This window comes from Bradyrhizobium sp., assembly GCF_049581145.1.
GTDB lineage: Bacteria > Pseudomonadota > Alphaproteobacteria > Rhizobiales > Xanthobacteraceae > Bradyrhizobium.
Genome location: NZ_JBAURI010000123.1, coordinates 1 through 16,501 on the forward strand (window position 1 = coordinate 1; position 16,501 = coordinate 16,501).

Sequence of the window (16,501 nt, forward strand, 5' to 3'; positions counted from 1 at the left end):
ATCCTGAGCTCCGGCAGGCTCGTGGAATATGAAGGCGGCGGCGAGGAAACACGCTCCAACAAGTGGCTCGCCGAGTTGAAGCAGCACATGTATGTCGAGATCAATCCGGCGGATGCCCTTGATCGGGGCATCAAGGACGGTGGATGGGTCTGGGTGCTGGGACCGGAGAATCGCTCAAGGACGCGGATGAAGGCTCTGGTGACCGAGCGGGTGGGCAGGGGCGTGGCCTGGATGCCCTATCATTTCGCGGGCTGGTTCGAAGGCGCCGATCTTCGCGCCAAATATCCAAAGGGGTCCGATCCCATCGTGCTCGGCGAGAGCGTCAACACGCTGACGACGTACGGCTACGACCCTGCGACCGGCATGCAGGAACCGAAGGCCACGCTTTGCCAGATCAGAGCGGCGTGAGAGGGCGGAAGCAATGGCGCGCATGAAATTCCTTTGTGACGCGGACCGCTGCATCGATTGCAACGCCTGCGTCACCGCGTGCAAGAACGAGAACGAGGTGCCCTGGGGCATCAATCGCCGGCGTGTCGTCACCATCAATGACGGCAAGCCCGGCGAACGCTCGGTATCGATGGCCTGCATGCATTGCACCGACCCGCCCTGCGCGGCGGTGTGTCCGGTCAACTGCATCTATCCGACCGAAGACGGTATCGTGCTGCATTCGAAGGACGTTTGCATCGGCTGCGGCTATTGCTTCTACGCCTGCCCGTTCGGAGCGCCGCAATATCCGAAGGTCGGCAATTTCGGCTCCCGCGGCAAGATGGATAAATGCACCTACTGCGCCGGGGGCGGCGGCGATGAGCCTGCCGGCAGCGCCGAGGAGTTTGCGAAATACGGCTCCAACCGGTTCGGCGAGGGCAAGCTGCCGCTCTGTGCCGAAATGTGCTCCACCAAGTCATTGCTCGCGGGCGATGGCGATATCATCGCGCAGATCTACAAGGAGCGCGTCTTGAAACGCGGCTATGGTTCCGGCGCGTGGGGCTGGCTGACGGCGTATCACGAGGGCATCGATGTCTGAGCGAACGGGCCTTGAGCACGGTTGCAGGAATGGGATGCAGGAATGGGATCATTCTGATGACGTTTCTTGCGCGGATTCGCCTGGTGCTCTTCGCTGTGGTTCTGCTCGGGATCGCCGCGTCCTCCGGGCAGGCGATGGCTCAGAAGCTCGGTCCTGACGGCGCACCTGATCCAACCGCGAGCGTTACCAGCGAGCGCGACCTGCTGAAGCGGTTTCCCCGCGTCGAAGGGCGCATCGACATTCCCGACAGCAAAGCGGCCGTGCTGATCCAGCCGGCGGGACGCTCCTGGGATTATTTCCATGAGGTCCTGCTGCATTGGGGCGGGGCGATCGTGATCCTCGGCACCATCGCGCTGCTCGGCTTGGCCTATCTGATTTTGGGACGGATCCGGATCGCAGCCGGGCGTTCAGGGCAGAAAGTCCTCCGCTTCAAGGCGTTTGAAAGATTTTCACATTGGCTGACGGCGGTATCGTTCGTCGCTCTCGGCCTGACCGGGCTCAATATCACCTTCGGCAAGATCGTGCTGCTGCCGCTGATCGGTCCGGACGCATTCTCACGCCTCTCCGAGTCGGCAAAGTATGTGCACAATTTTACCAGCTTCGCATTCATGGCGGGACTTGCCCTAATTGTGTTGATTTTTTTGAAGGACAATCTCCCGGAAAGGGTGGACCTCGACTGGCTGAGGCAAGGTGGAGGTTTCATCAGGGGCAAACATGCGCCGGCGGGACGCTTTAATCTCGGCGAGAAGCTCGTTTATTGGCTTTCCGTTGCGGCCGGCGTCGCGGTGTCGTTGTCGGGACTTCTGCTGCTGTTTCCCTTCTACGGAACCAACATTGCCGACATGCAACTCGCCCAGGTCGCACATGCTGTTGTCGCGATTTTATTCGTTGCGCTGATCCTGGCCCACATCTATATCGGCACGCTCGGCATGGAGGGTGCGTTTGAGGCCATGGGCACAGGCCAGGTCGATCTCAACTGGGCAAAAGAACATCACGATCTCTGGCTTGCCCGACAGCTTGCAAACGAGAACCGGCCGGAAGCGCCTTCGGCGGCGCCGGCCGAATGAGCCGACGGGAGATGGCTGATCCGTCTGGGTCGAATTGATTTAGCCGCAATAGCGAGAAGATGCAGCGCTTCAGCTGTCGTCTCCGCTGTTGCGCCCCTGCGCTTCCTGCTCACGCAGATAATCATCGGTGGTACGAGCGGGCTGCCTTTTCACGGCGTGAGGATCGAAACCTTCCTCGGCGGCGACGGCGACGCGGCAATCGTCGCACATCCTGATGATGTCGAGGCGCCGCGATGAGCCGGCATACATCCAGTGCTTGCTTTCGAGCTTCGCCACCACACGTTCGATCGTGCTCTTGACGCCGAACGGCTTGCCGCAGCGGATGCAGCAGAACGGCTCCTCTTCCTTCAGCACGCGGGCAGGGGCCCTGCCGGCGCTAAAATCGAGCTGAGGCCTCAGCGTAATGACCTGTTCCGGGCACGTTGCCTTGCATAGCCCGCACTGCACGCAGGCGTCTTCGGCAAAGCGCAGCATCGGCCGTTCAGGGTCGTCGCGCAATGCGCCGGTCGGGCACGCCGATACGCAGGACAGACATAGGGTGCAGCCGCCATCGTCGACCTCCACCGCCCCGAACGGCGCGCCTTCGGGCAGGGCGATGATGTCGGTTGGGAGCGGAGCGGCGCGATGAAGCTCACCGAGCGCAAAGCGCAGCACGTCGCGCTTTCTGCCCACCGGCCGGAAGCTCGCCGCACGCGGCGCCGCCGGCAGCGACGGTATTGCACGCAGCGCAGCGCCAAGTGATTCCGGATCATCCGTCTCGATGGTCGCGATCCGGGTGCCGCCGAAGCCTAATCCGTCGAGGATCGGTCCCGCCAGCCCTAGCGTTTGCATCAAGCCGGTGACGTCGTGGCGCGGCCGTGCCCGCAGCAGCAACCGCATCGCAACGGCGCCATAGGCAAAGCCGGCTGCGACAAACTCAAGGCCCAGTTGCGTAATCTCGTTGACCGCGAATGGCAACACGCGCGCCGGCAGCCCCTCGCCAAACCGCGCGAGCGAATCGATCAGCGGCGCGCCATGGGAATCGTCATGCAGCAACACAATCGCCTGCTCGCCGCCAGCTTCGCGATAAGCGAGAAGCATCGCCCGCAACTTGCGCATCATAGCGTCTTCCGGCGGCAGCGCGTAGGACGCAGCACCGGTCGGGCAGGCAGCCGCACACTGCCCGCAACCCGCGCAGATGTTCGCATCGACCGCCACGTGATCGCCGGCGGGTGTGATCGCTCCCGTCGGACAAAGATCGAGGCAGCGCGTGCAACCCGTCACCTGCGAACGCGAATGGGCGCATCGCCCGGCATCGAAAGCGACATAGCGAGGCTTTTCAAACCTGCCGACCAGGTCACGCGCCTTGAGGACCGCTCGCAGCATCGCGGCAGGATGGTTGGGATCGGCGCGCAGATAACCATCGCGCAAATCGGCTGCGGGGAAAAACGCCGGGCCGCCGGTCAAATCCAAAATGATGTCGCAATTCGACCGCGTATCATTGCGCGACGAGCCAAACACCAATGTGCCGCGTGAGGATGGCGCAGGCATGGCGAAATCATCGACCATGACCTCGAACGCGCCGAGATGGCCTTTGGCGTTCCTGACCTTGCCTTTCGCCACCGGAAATTCGGCTATGCGTGGCGGCCCGATCGCGACGGGTGGTTCAATCAAGACGGTGACGTCGAGATGATCCTTGAGCAGGTTGCCGGCTTCGACGGCCACCTCGTCGCGGCCGCAAATCAGGATAACGCCGTCGCTTTTCAACTCCACGAACGGCTCAGACGGCATCGGCTCCGCTGCCGCGGCGAGCAGCGCGGCCATCTTGGGTCCCGTTCGGGCCGCTTCGCTCGACCATCCGGCGGATTCCCGAATATTGGCGAACTGGATCGGACTTGCCCGGTCGGCTTCCGCTGCCGCCTCCGAGAACAAGGCCGCCTGCTGCGTGCAGCCGACCGTAAGTGGCGTCTCCTTTGCCGCAATGGCCCGGAAGCGATCGAGCTCGGCGCGGCAGAGCTCGGTCGCGGTCATCGGCTCGCCACGGCAACCGCGGCGGACGGCGTCGAGATCGAGAGGCATCGTGCCGTCGCACGAGCAGATCAGGAGATGTCTCCCGGACTCAGCCATCACTCTCACAACTTCTTGTAGGCAGTCGCAGGTCCCTCGCCACGAACTGCGACTGGCCGGAATTCGCGGGAAGTATATAGTGGTGAAGGCAAAAACGCGATGGCGAAGCGCGCAGCGATATCGGGGCTCGGAATGCCGTCATCGTCGGGCGCGGAGATAGAGTCTGATCCGATCACCGAAGGACCAAAGCGGTGAAGCTGTTGCGTACCATCCGGCTGGATGCGTCGGATTCGTTCGTTTTCGAGACGGCGGCGGAGCCTTGTGAATGGGCCGTGTCGGGCGCATTCGCTTTTGCTCATATCGACCCGGCCAGTTTACATGGCAAGGCGCGCGCTGCATTCCGAGCTGGTTTTCTGGGAGTGAGTTCGCTCGGCCGCTCGACGCTGGTACAGATCGTCGAAGCGACTGAACTCGATCGTCGAAGCGTCGTCGATGGGCTCGCGGCGCAACTGGTCGCGCATTTCGGGGCGCCCAACCTAGCAAGCGCCCGGGAGGCCGCCGAGGAAGAGACGAGTTTCGCCGCATCGCTCTGCGATCATGCGCCCGGAGTGCTCGTCGCCGTTACCAGACGCCACGAGGATGGGGCGATCCGCGAGTTATTCCGCACGCTGCATCCACGCGGTGGGGGCGACCACGCAAGCGCGCTCGCGTTTCTGGAAGTGGTTGGCGACGAAGATCTGCCGATTGAGCATCTCGATCTCGCTTTGCTTGGGAAAGGAGCGGGTCGGTGAGTGCGTCGCGCGATTTCTGGCGCTCCAGCGGCCACCATTTGCTCGATCGCGATGCTAGCGGCCGGTTGCTCGTGACGGACGAATTCCTCAAAGCTTACCTGGCGCGCCCTGAGCTCGTGCCGCCGAAGGATGCATGCGCCGCAGAACGAGAGCTGCACCGTTCGTTGTTGCGCGACCCGCGGCTGTTCGTCCCCGTATCCAGGATTGCCGCCATCTCCGACGCCGACGCGCGGGAAAACTGGCAGATGATGATTTCGTGGCGTGATCATCTTGTGAAACACCTCAACCTGGAAGCCGCGTATCTCGCGATTTTCAGGCGCAATATCAGATTTCCCCACGTTCTGATCAACCAATTGGTGCACTCAATCTTGCGCAATGCGCTCGACGATTGCGACGATGCTTTCACGCTCCGCGCCGCCGAAATGTTCTTCCGCCCGCAGAAACTCGTGATTGGTGAAGGTTCGGTCATCGCGGTCGACGAGGAGACGGAATCTCCGCTCGATCGGCAGCCTCGATCGCCGCTGACCGGATTGCTTGGCTTGCCTGCGACGTTTGACATTGACCTGCTCGACGACGCTACCGCGGCAGGCTACTGGCAGCGCAGCGACCGCTTTGACATGGCGCTCGACCTCGCAGCCGGCCGGCGCGGCCTCGCCGCGCTTGGCGATGTTGTCACACGCTGGCTCTCCCACCTGCTTGCCGTCGATGTCGCCATCGAGGCGTTGACCGAACTTCGCGATGCGCGATTGTCATGGTATGTGGGCTTGAGTTCTGACGCCACACGCATCGGCGATGAAATCTGGAATGGCGGCGAGTTCAGTGATGCGATGCGAGCCCAGCTGGTCGGCCTTTTCCGGCTGACCTTCCTTGAGCCTGCGGATATGATCGAAAGGATGAGGGGGGAACCGGTGTACCTGATGATGGCCATGGCGCCCGACGAGGTGTTGCGGCTGAAGCCGCAAAATCTGGTAACCGGCCTGCCAATTCGGGATGAGGAGGGCGTCAGTTGAGATCAACAGCTCTCGCGCGAATTGCGGTTGGCGTCGTGGTCGAACGACGCAAGGCCAGGAGCACGTGGGTCGATTTTCTATGGCGACCGGTCTCGGTATTTGTCGGAAAGGCGTCGGCGGCGCCCTGGACGCCGCTCGGTACCGAAGCGGAAGCGACTTTGTTCTACGCGGGAGAGGCGTTAGTTGAGTTGCACCGCACCGAAACTTTGGGTTATCGCAATAATCTCGCGTCCGGCGCGCCCGCGCTGTGGGTGATCATGCGTCCCACTGCGAACGTGCCCCCTTATGAGCTCGTTACCGTGACGGCGGATCCGGCCGAAGGCGAGGCCTTCACCGACGCGGGCCACAATCTGGTGGAGACCGTGCCAATGCCGCCGGATGTTTTGGCGGCCGTCGCTGACTTCATTGCCGAACATCACACTGAGCGGCCGTTTCTCAAGCGGCGGCGCAAGGCGTCGCAGCCCGTGCTTGCGCTACGCAGAAACGGACAGGAGGACAAGTCGTGACCGCGCCCGAGAAGTTTGTCTCGCGCTGGGCGCGATTGAAGCGCGACGCCAAGTCCTCGATCGCGACAGAGGAGTCGACCAAGACGCCACCCCTTTCGACGTCGGACGTGGCGGCCGGCAGTGCGGAAGCCCCACTTTCGCAACCACGAGATGATGCGACGACCGAACAGCGCTTTGATCTCGCTGGTTTGCCATCGATTGATGCCATCACCGCAAATACCGACATAAGCGGATTTCTGCAAAGTCGCGTCCCCGCCGCATTGACCCGTGCGGCGCTCCGACAGGCCTGGGCGAGCGATCCGGCGATTCGCGATTTTATTGGCATCGCTGAGAACCAATGGGATTTTAACGACCCGAACGCGATACCGGGATTTGGTCCGTCGCAGGCGCAGGACAGCGTGCCGGGCCTGCTGGCACGGGCACTGGAAGGATATGACAATCTGGCCGAGATGATCCCCGAGGTGGAACAGCCTTTGCCCCCCGCAATCGATCCCAGGCCTACCGACGTTACTCAAAGCGCATCGGCAACATCTGACGTTTTCACATCGGCCAATGGTTCCGGCATACGAGAGGACGGGAGCGGAGAAGATTCGGCTGTCGGCAACGATCGCGAAACCGGACGAAATCGTCGTTCGCACGGCAGCGCTTTGCCACGATAAGATCCGAGTTCGTACCTTTCACAGTCGTGTATCGCAGGTTGAGGATGCAATGGATGCTTGAGTCCGGGTCTCAAAATTCCTCCGCGCGTGTGAGCGATGAGATCGATCGCGCCCGTGCCCGGGAGTATGAGCTGCTGGCCGCGTTGCTGTCACACAGTCCAAATGCCGAATTGCTGCGGCGCCTGGCCCTGCTGCGCGGTGATGCCAGTCCGCTCGGACTCGCGCACGCGGCGCTCGGCGAGGCAGCGGCCAAAACGGACGAGCCCGACGTTGCGCGAGAGTTCTTTGATCTGTTCTCCGGTCTCGGGCAGGACTCGTTGTTGCCGTATGCATCTCACTATCTGGCGGGTTCGCTCTACGGACGGCCGCTGGTGCGGTTGCGGCAGACATTCCAGAATTTCGGAATTGAAACGGCGGCGGAGCATTCGGAGCCCGAGGATCACATCGCGATCCTCTGCGAGGTCATGGCAGGTCTTGTCGCAGGAAATATTACGGGTAGGGCGGGCGCCGATCGGGAGTTCTTCGAAAACTACCTCGCTGGCTGGGTCAGGCGCTTTTTCATCGAACTGGAAGGCGCCAGATCGGCTGATTTCTATGCGCGCGTCGGCTCCCTCGGCCGCGTCTTCATTGAGATTGAAGCGGAAGCCTTTGCCCTCTCGGCTTGAATATCGGATCCCGGTAAGCGATATTATTTGCCGGACGGCGCCGGGCCAAAGCGGGGTCCGGAGGAGACGGGAGAAACACTGTGCAAGCATTCATTACCGCATGCTTTGTTGCCGTCGCGATTGCGGTTGGAGCGGCGATCGTTCTGGACAGTGTCGTGCAGGAACGTTCTGCGGCCGCGTTCACAGAACCCAGCGCAAGAATATAGCGGTTCAGGTTGCGGGTTTTGGACCGGCGGAGGGGGGCCTTTGATTGGCCTCAAAGGTCAGTAAGCTGGTTTTGATACTACCATTGTATTCAGTTCTGCCTCTAACCTTCCCGCAGCCTCGCCGACCGATTTGCGAAACGGAGACGTCTCATGATGCGCCTGATGCTTTATGCTGTCACGTTGGTTGTTCTAGCTGTAATCGCCACCTCAATACTCCGATCGCCAACCCCCACGCTTGAGCTATCGAGCGCCGCGATGCCATCATTGAAAGAATTGCATACGATGGCCGGCGTGGACAAACTTCCGGTCCAAGACGTCGAGGACCAATCGTTGATCTATCCGACGATGGCGAAGCAACAGGGCGCCAAGTAGACAGTCGGCGGAAATGCCAAGGAGTATCTCAGGCGGAGCGCTTGCGGGCACGGGAGTGCGGTGTACCAGCTCAACTGATCGACGTGACGCCCGGCGACGTTTCTCCATTCCCCAGGGAACGAACCCTGCACCGAGAAGATGGCTCGCGCCGGCATCTGGCGTTGTGGCGCCAAGGGGGCCGACCGGGGCTCCTCGCCGGCCGAAAGAGTCTCGGTACCTGCGGCGGCCGCCGCCGTTCCTGCACCTGCTTGGGCCGGGTTTGTCTTAGATCAATCGGTCTTCAAAATTTTCGTGATTTAAGGAGCGATATAGCCCTGTTCCTGTATGGCAATGGAACCAATTTGTCGATGAGTCAGCCTCCGCCGGAGCTTGCCAAGCAAGTCGTCTTCGTCGTTGATGACGACGAGGGCGTGCGGAATTCCGTCAGAAGGTTGATGGAGAGTGAGGGCTTTGAGGTCTGTGCCTTTTCCGATGGCCGCGATTTGCTCAACGAAGCGAGCGTACCGGAATTTGGGTGCCTGGTCGTAGATTACCACATGCCCGCAATGAATGGACTGGAACTGGTCAGCGCGCTACGTGGTCGGGGAGTTTCGATCCCGGCCATTCTCATCACAGGCGATCCCAACAAATACGTACGCGACCGAGCCGCGGCAATTGCGGTTTTGGTTGTCGAGAAAATGCACCTGGGAAGCTATCTGCCGAGTTGCGTCCGCGAGGCAATTGCGAAACATGCGTTGTTATCGTAGGGCTTCCCGCAACGGCACCCCGCGAGAATTGGCTCGAGATCCGGCGTGCGCGGGGAATTGGACATGGCTTGGCCGCGAGTTTCTGGCGCGGAACGCCAGCGCTTCGGCGACTGGAGGAGACAGCTGCGAACACGACCGTTTCGTCCGGCGCTGGGACTTCGGCGTAGGAAAACCGCTTCCTTTCAGCTCCAAGTCTCTGACGCGCGCAGCCAAGGAAGGCGGCTCCAGCGCGGGGGGGCGAGCTGGAGCCGTCTCGGGGCTGATGCCGGGGTATGGTCCGACACAGCTCTGATTTAGGTTCGCCGTCCGCAGATGCCTACTAAATTCGCTGTTAGAAAGTGGCCTATTTCGAAGCTGTGAATGTTCGATTTCGGCTACTACCCATTTTTTCTATCCGTGAAGCGTTGGCGCGATGGAGCCTGTCCTTTGGCACGCGAGCGGCAGCTTGAGCTCCCAGCGCTGGTAACCTGAACCCGCTCAGTTCGAAGGCAGATTGTCTGCATGGGGTAGTCGCTGCGAACCAGTCGCTCGACCGGTAAGCGTCCTGGCACTCGCCTCTGAACTTGCGGGGCCATCCGTCTTTGGACGGCTGTGAGCACGACCTCACGACGCACCGTCCGCGTTCACCGGTAGTGTTAACTGAAACGTGGCGCCGCGGGGTGCGTTTGCCGTGACCCACAGCCGGCCACCGTGGGCTTCCACGATCGAACGGCAGATCGAGAGTCCCATGCCCATGCCACTGGATTTGGTGGTGAAGAAGGGGTTGAATAGCTGGTCCGCATTCTGGGCGGATATCCCGACGCCGCGATCCGTCACGCTGATCCGCACTTGTTGCGTCTCGTCCTGAACGGATCGGATCACGAGTTCGCGTGGCCGATCGTCGACCGATTGCATGGCTTCAATGCCGTTGATGATCAGGTTGAGAATCACCTGCTGCAGTTCGACTCGATCTCCCCGAACGAGCGGCAGGCTTTCGGCGAGCTCGGTGTGCACCGAGACGTGGTTCTTCAGTGCTTCTCCCCGGGTGAATTCGACGACCTCACGGATCGCTCCGTTGATTTCCAGATCGTCCCTGCGCGGCGGCGTTTTCTTGGTGAGAGCGCTGATCCGGCCGATCACCTCGCCGGCGCGATTTCCGTCCTTGACGATGTCAATAAGGATTTCCCGCAACTCGGTCATATCGACCACCTCGGCGCCGAGGAAGCGCAAGGCGGCTTGCGCGTTGGTGACGGTGGCGCCGATAGGTTGCCTCACTTCATGAGCGATCGAGGCCGTGAGCTGACCCATCGTGGTGACGCGATTAGCATGTACGAGTTCCAGCTGCGCTTTGCGCAGCGCCTCTTCGGCGTGATCTGCACGGATGATTGGAGTAATATCGGCGCCGGTGCCTCGATAGCCGAGAAAGTTTCCCTTTGCATCGAACACCGGCTTGCCGCTTACTCGAACATATACTGGAGATCCGTTCTCGTTTAAGGTGCTATAGACGAAATCACGAAATGGCTGACGTTTATCGAGCGTCTCCCGATGTAGTCGCCATTTTTCGGGTTCGGATTCGACATCGCTTGCAATTTCCCAGCGAATTACCCCGGGTACCCGTGAGGGCACGATGCCAACCGCGTCGACGTGCTCCGATATGCTGATGGTCCGGTGATCTGGTCCGGTTTCCCAGAGCCAGTCTGAGGCCGTTTCGGCATAGTCCCGAAAGCGCTCCTCGCTCTCGCGGAGCGCTTCTTCGGCCCGCTTGCGCTCCGTCATATCGATGACAAAGACAACGCCCTGCTCTCGTTTCTGCTCAAAAAAGGCTCCTCCGACCAGAACCGGCACGCGGCTGCCATCCTTGCGGAAGTACTCCTTCTCGTACGGCTTGCAGGTCCCGGTCGCGCCCAGCTGGGCTATTGCAACCTGGTCGGCGGCGGCCCACTCGGGAGGCGTCAGCTTCGTCCACTTTATCCGATCCGAGACAAGGTCCTCGGGACCGTAGCCCAACAAGTCGAGAAAGGCCTCATTGGCTTCGATGATCCGGCCGTGAGCATCCCCGATCATGATGCCGATGATGTTCGAGTCGACCAGGCGGCGGATCCTCGCCTCCCGTTCCTCGAGAGCGTTGTACAGAAGGGCGTTTTCCAGAGAGATCGCCGCTTGCGACGCCAGCAGTTCCAGTACAGAGATCCGCGTCGGCGTGAATGCGTGCGATGCCAGCTTGTTCTCGAGATAGAGCGCCCCGATCAGCTTGGCCTGCTTCACCAGAGGCAGGCAGAGGACCGACCGGGCGCGCTTCTGACAGATGTACTCATCCGGCGAGAACGGATTCTCCGCCGAGGCGTCATCGAGGATCACGCTTTCACGGGTCCGGATCACATATTGGAGCATGGATTCGGGAAGCTCCGCCGATGACACCGGCGTCTGGCGCAGCGTAACCTCGACCTGGCCGCGGCCGGTCATCGCTTCCGCCGCGGTCTGTGGCTTGTCGCCTTCGAACAGGATAAGCAGACCACGCTCGGCGCCGGCATGTTCAACCGCGATCCGCAGCAATGTCTTGAGGAGCTTGTCGAGCAGGATCTCACTGGATAACGCCTGCGATGCCTTGACCACCGTCCCGACATCCAGCTGCTCGACGGGTGCGCCGATCGTAGCGGTAGGAGATGCAAGGACTGGCGCGTCGCGCAGATGCGGGTGGAGCTGTTCGAGTTGTCGCACCTTGCCGAACGCGCCCCAGCGGAGATAACAGTGCCGCGCGCTTCGCAGACAGGCGCGGGCGATCGTTTCGACGCCGCGCGCGCCATAGAACCGCGCGGCCAACTCATGGGCCAGGCCTTCGTTCTGCACGAAACCGTGCTCGCGAGCCGACTGAATAGCCTGCTCGTACAGGCGCATGGCGTCGAGGTCTCGCCCTTCGAGGCGCGCGATCTCGGCCGCCACCAGCGTGTATTTGTCACCGAACGTCGGTGGATAGTTGTCGGCCCACTCGCGCAGCTGTTCGCGGTGCGTCGTCAGGAGGTCGCGCCACCCAGTCTGCTCGTCGTCAGAAGCCTCCTCATAGAGTGCCGCCACCGTCAGCGCCGCATAATAGAAGTAGTCGAGTGACTGGATCTGAGCGGCTGCGGCCCAAAGGAGCGGCTTCGCCTTGTCGGCTGCCGCGAGAGCCTCGGCGTAGTCGCCTGACAGGAACCGCGCCTTCAGTTTAAGGATCCAGTAAAAGCAGCAGACCATCAAGGTCATCCGTTCCCCCGTCAGCTGCGCCTCGAATGTCGCCTCGTCGAACTGCGCATCGCTGAAGGTGGAGAACGTTGCGGTGCGGCCCCGCATGGTCGCGATGAAGCGTTGCTGGCTGACGATGGCATCCGCCATGTCGCGGAACCCGGCTTTCCGGACGAAGTCCAGGCTCTTCTCCGACTCGCGCCACACCGCGTCGAGCGGATCGCTCCGCAGTATAAGGACCGTGACGGATCGGTCCATGCTGAAGCAAGCGGAGGTCAGATCGCCCGTCTCGATCGCGGTGCGAAAAGCCGCCCGATTGAAATCGATCACGGTCGCAATCGGCTGCGTCCAGAAGGCAACCCTTGTCGTCACACGGTAGGCCTTCGCCTGGTAGGCGATAAAGCCGTGTTTCTCGACAAGGTCGCATGCCAACTTGGCGAAACGATAACCCTCACCGTACCGGTGGAAGACCGGGCCGAGGATAAACCCGAGAAGAGCATGGCCGTGCGCGGAAGCGCCGCTAATCCCGTGCTGCATGCTGATGCTCACCATGCGGCACGCGAACAAGCAAAAGAAGTGAAAGTCGGTAAAGTAGGCGGCAGGAGTAAGGACCGAGAACACCTGCATGGCGGCCTGCAGTTCCGGATCGGTCATCCGCGGCAGATCGAGCAGGCTCTCGATCGGGCGCCCCTTGAGGGTCTGCCAGACCGTCTCGTATTCAGCCTGGACCTGTTCCCAGCTCGGGTGTGCCGGGAGGTCAATGCCAAACAGGCACAGGCACGCGAGCGCGCTGGCCACAGCCTGCTGCTTTTGCGACTTAATGACATGGAAATCGACCTTCAGGTGGTAGACGGCCGCCCGGTCGACTTTCGACGCCGCGCGCTCCAACAGTTCCCCAATTAGTTGCTCTGCTATGTCAAAGTTACCGGTCAGGAACTCGCATTCGGTACGTTCCAGCCAGAGGCTCAACGTCAACTCGTACCGGCTACCCCAATCCCTTTCGTCCAACAGCGCCATGCCGGCCGCTAAATACGTGGACGCCGACGCATAGGCCGCCGATGCCTTGGCCTTTCGCCCGGCACGCAAGTCGATCGTCGCCACCTGCGCTTTCTCGTCCCGGTCGACCAGCAGCCCGGCGCCCCGATTGAGCTGGTTTGCGACATCGAACAGATGCTCGGCGAGATCGTCCTGCGTCATGCTCGCGAGCAGTACGAGGCCGATGCGCAGGTGGACTTCGGCCCGCTGTCCTCCGGGAATCAGCGAATAAGCCGCCTGCTGGATCCGGTCGTGCAGAAATTTGTAGGCGCTGTCCTCGCGAAAGACGAGTCCGGCGCGAACGGCTTCCCAGAGTGCCGCGGGCACCGCCTCGTCCGTTGTCCCGAGAACCAGGGCCAGAGTTGCGATCGGGGCGACGTTGCCCAGGCAGGCGAGCTGTTTCAGGGCTTCCTGAGTGGTGATGGAAAACCGCTTCAGCTTCCCGGCTATGAGATCCACCACGTTGTCGGTATAGCTCTTAGCCCGGATGCGATTCATGTCCCATTGCCACGCCCGCGTGACCGGGTCGAACGCGAGCAGCCCCTCTTCGACCAGCGCAGTCAAGAACTGGATCGCGAAGAACGGATTGGCGCCGGTCTTCTCCTGCACCAGTTGCGCCAAGGGCCGTGCGCGCTCCGGCTTGCAGTGGAGCGCGTCAGCGATGAGCCGGCCCACATCGTCGGACTCGAGGGGTGCCAGTACGATCTCCTGGACTCGCGCTCCGGCTGTGCGGATCGCTTCCAGCGTTCGCCGAAGCAGGTGCGCGGGACTGACCTCATTGTCGCGGTAGGCGCCGACCAACAGCAGGTGCCGCACTTCGGAGTGCGTGACCAGATGCTCGAGGAGGTCGAGCGTTGCTGCATCCAGCCACTGCAGGTCATCGAAGAACAGCGCGAGCGGATGCTCCTTTCGCGCGAACACCCCTAGGAACCGCCTGAATACCATCTGGAAGCGGTTCTGCGCTTCCTGCGGTGGCAGGTCCGCGATCGGTGGCTGTTTGCCAATTATAAGCTCCAGTTCGGGAACGAGGTTGACCATGAGCTTACCATTCGGGCCCAGCGCATCGATGAGGGAGGTTTGCCAGCGGCCAAGTTCGGCCTCGCTCTGGCTGAGCAGCGAGCGGACCAGGCTCTGCAGGGACTGGCCCACCGTGGCGTATGGGATGTCGCGCTTGTATTGGTCGAACTTGCCGGCCGCGAACAGCCCACGCGGCGGGACGAGCGCCTTGTGCAGCTCGTTTACCACCGAGGACTTGCCGATCCCGGAATAGCCAGAGACGAGCACGAGCTCCGGCGTGCCGTCGGCTACGACGCGGTTGAAAGAATCGAGCAGCGCTTCGATCTCGCGCTCGCGGCCGTAAAGCTTCTCCGGGATCAGCAGACGATCCGATAAATCGGAAGCGCCAAGCGAGAACGAGTCGATCCGACCGTGCGACTGCCATTCCGCCAGGCAGCGCCGCAGATCGGCCTCAATGCCCGCGGCGGTCTGGTAGCGTTCGTCGGCAATCTTGGCGAGGAGCTTCATCACGATTGCCGAGAGCGGTCCCGGGATGCCCGTGACCCGCTCATCCGGCGGTGTCGTTTGCCGCGCGACATGACAGTGCACCCACTCCACCGGATCGGCGGCAGCGAAGGGGAGCCGCCCCGTCAACATTTCGTAGAAGGTGACTCCTAAAGAATAGAGATCGCTCCGGGAGTCCACCGAGCGGTTCATCCGGCCGGTTTGTTCCGGCGCCATGTAGGCGAGCGTGCCGGCGATCACCTCCGGCGGGGCGGGAGCCTGGCGCTCGCGCGGCAGACGCGAGGCAATGCCGAACCCCGTCAGCCACACGCCGCCGCTTGCCGCATCCACCAGGATATTTGCAGGCTTGATGTCCTTGTGGATGAGACCACGCTCATGAATCTGGCGAATCGCCACCGCGAGAGGGATCGCAATGTGCAGGAAATGCGATACGTCCAGTGGCCGGCCAAGCAGCCGATCGAGCGGCGTACCGCCGGGATCCTCGAGCACCAGCGTCATGCGGCCGTTGTCGTGCGTCAGCGCGACCGGTCGCGCTGCCCAGCCAGCGTCAAGTTCGGACTTGAGCGCATATTCGTGTTCAAGCCGCTCAGGGGAGGCGTCTTCCGCGGCAACGAGCAGGATCGGTGCCAGGCCGTCTCCGGAGCCGCGGTAGAGGGAGATGCCTCCCTCCCGCAGCGGCGAGAATACGTAGCCCAAGAGCTCATTCACGAGGACCTCCTTCCAGGAGGACTACTCTAGCTTTGCTTAAGAAACGACACTTGGTCCAAAGGTGTCAAGTTCTGTACTGAAGTGACTGCCGTGCCGTTGGAATGGCGACGAAACTCGGACGGCCGCGGAATATCTTTCGATATCAAGATGGTTGGCTTTTCATCGAAGAACCCTTCCCGAACAGTCTTGAAGCCGCCCTTTGCGTGGGGCGGTTGTGCCGTAACCGATGATCGCACACTCAACGTGACTTGAGATTTGGCGTTCGCAGGCTACGTTCAGCGCCGCCTTGTATTTGAGGCCGGGTGCCGCATCGAGTAGCCGCGCCACTTCCTCGGGGGCCCAGCACCACCGGCAGCTTGTGCGCCTCGTGAATGAATGTGCGTGCTCGGCGATACCGCGACGCCTGAGCGTTACCAGAAAGAGAGCCGCAACGTCGATATGGCCTGACCGAGGGGGCGGAACGCCGACGCCGTTCGCTGGGACATGAAGCTGTTTATCAAGGGTGATCGGTTTTGATGGGCTAGTCGAGCAATCCGCTGGCGTGACGGATCAGCTCCTTAAGGCTGCGCTTCCCTCGTTCCTCGGTCAGCCGCTTTTCGTTGCAAATGCTTCGCGCGCGGCCGCACCGCGGTGCATTCTAAAATAAAATTTAATGGTATCGGCGGAACGCAGCGCACACCTGCCTCAGCACGATGCATTGGCCGACCGGAGCAAGACGGCTTGGAAGGCGACCGGACTGTCCTCAATCAGGAGTTCGACTGCGATGATGACAATGGAAAAGGCGCAAAGGATCATTGAAGCGGGGATCGTGAAGGCGAAGCAAATCGGCCAGCCGATGAATATCGCGGTCGTCGATGTCGGCGCCGACCTGACGGCATTCGTGCGCATGGATGGGGCGTGGCTTGGCAGCATCGACATCGCCATCAACAAGGCCTTCACCGCGAAGG

The 16,501-nt window shown here is 61.6% G+C and carries 13 protein-coding genes; 11 read left to right on the forward strand and 2 right to left on the reverse strand.

Annotated features, from left to right (window positions below; translation table 11 throughout):
* The 3 genes from WCB02_RS04020 to WCB02_RS04030 all read left to right on the forward strand — a co-directional run.
* Nucleotides 1-408: molybdopterin dinucleotide binding domain-containing protein (locus WCB02_RS04020; RefSeq protein ID WP_423956547.1), on the forward strand; the 408-nt coding region annotated here is incomplete at its 5' end.
* A 13-nt stretch (nt 409-421) separates the two neighbouring features.
* On the forward strand, nt 422-1,024 hold the full coding sequence (fdh3B, locus tag WCB02_RS04025) for a formate dehydrogenase FDH3 subunit beta (protein ID WP_423956548.1): 603 nt from the start codon (nt 422-424) through the stop codon (nt 1,022-1,024).
* Between the two features lie 56 nt (nt 1,025-1,080).
* A complete protein-coding gene (locus WCB02_RS04030; RefSeq protein WP_423956549.1) occupies nt 1,081-2,091 on the forward strand; it encodes a formate dehydrogenase subunit gamma in 1,011 nt (336 codons plus the stop codon).
* Between the two features lie 69 nt (nt 2,092-2,160).
* On the opposite strand, the gene WCB02_RS04035 is transcribed toward WCB02_RS04030, so the two are convergent.
* The gene (locus WCB02_RS04035; protein WP_423956559.1) at nt 2,161-4,149 is read right to left on the reverse strand and encodes a 4Fe-4S dicluster domain-containing protein; all 1,989 of its coding nucleotides are present in this window, start codon (nt 4,147-4,149) and stop codon (nt 2,161-2,163) included.
* A 239-nt stretch (nt 4,150-4,388) separates the two neighbouring features.
* On the opposite strand from WCB02_RS04035, the gene WCB02_RS04040 reads away from it, so the two are divergent.
* From WCB02_RS04040 to WCB02_RS04070, 7 genes are all read left to right on the forward strand, one after another.
* Entirely contained in the window at nt 4,389-4,928 is a 540-nt protein-coding gene (locus tag WCB02_RS04040; protein WP_423956550.1) for a DUF6505 family protein, read from the forward strand.
* Nucleotides 4,925-5,938: a DUF6352 family protein gene (locus tag WCB02_RS04045; RefSeq protein WP_423956551.1), complete on the forward strand. Its 1,014-nt coding sequence runs from the start codon at nt 4,925-4,927 to the stop codon at nt 5,936-5,938. Before WCB02_RS04040 ends, WCB02_RS04045 begins: the two co-directional genes overlap by 4 nt.
* Nucleotides 5,935-6,444 (forward strand): DUF3305 domain-containing protein, encoded by a 510-nt coding sequence (locus WCB02_RS04050; RefSeq protein WP_423956552.1) that lies wholly within the window; start codon nt 5,935-5,937, stop codon nt 6,442-6,444. The genes WCB02_RS04045 and WCB02_RS04050 overlap by 4 nt, the downstream gene beginning before the upstream one ends.
* Nucleotides 6,441-7,103, forward strand: coding sequence for a DUF3306 domain-containing protein (locus WCB02_RS04055; protein ID WP_423956553.1), 663 nt, complete (start codon nt 6,441-6,443; stop codon nt 7,101-7,103). The genes WCB02_RS04050 and WCB02_RS04055 overlap by 4 nt, the downstream gene beginning before the upstream one ends.
* 89 nt (nt 7,104-7,192) lie before the next feature.
* Entirely contained in the window at nt 7,193-7,768 is a 576-nt protein-coding gene (locus tag WCB02_RS04060; RefSeq protein ID WP_423956554.1) for a TorD/DmsD family molecular chaperone, read from the forward strand.
* A 356-nt stretch (nt 7,769-8,124) separates the two neighbouring features.
* Complete coding sequence (locus tag WCB02_RS04065) at nt 8,125-8,346, forward strand: hypothetical protein (protein WP_423956555.1); 222 nt, start codon at nt 8,125-8,127, stop codon at nt 8,344-8,346.
* Nucleotides 8,347-8,693: 347 nt separating this feature from the next.
* Nucleotides 8,694-9,092 carry a response regulator transcription factor gene (locus tag WCB02_RS04070; protein WP_423956556.1) on the forward strand — a complete coding sequence of 133 codons (399 nt, stop codon included), beginning with the start codon at nt 8,694-8,696 and terminating at the stop codon, nt 9,090-9,092.
* A 603-nt stretch (nt 9,093-9,695) separates the two neighbouring features.
* Here WCB02_RS04070 and WCB02_RS04075 read toward each other — a convergent pair.
* On the reverse strand, nt 9,696-15,554 hold the full coding sequence (locus tag WCB02_RS04075; RefSeq protein WP_423956557.1) for an ATP-binding sensor histidine kinase: 5,859 nt from the start codon (nt 15,552-15,554) through the stop codon (nt 9,696-9,698).
* A 763-nt stretch (nt 15,555-16,317) separates the two neighbouring features.
* Here WCB02_RS04075 and WCB02_RS04080 point away from each other — a divergent pair.
* Nucleotides 16,318-16,501, forward strand: a 184-nt coding sequence (locus tag WCB02_RS04080; protein WP_423956558.1) for a GlcG/HbpS family heme-binding protein, incomplete at its 3' end; no start/stop codon positions are given.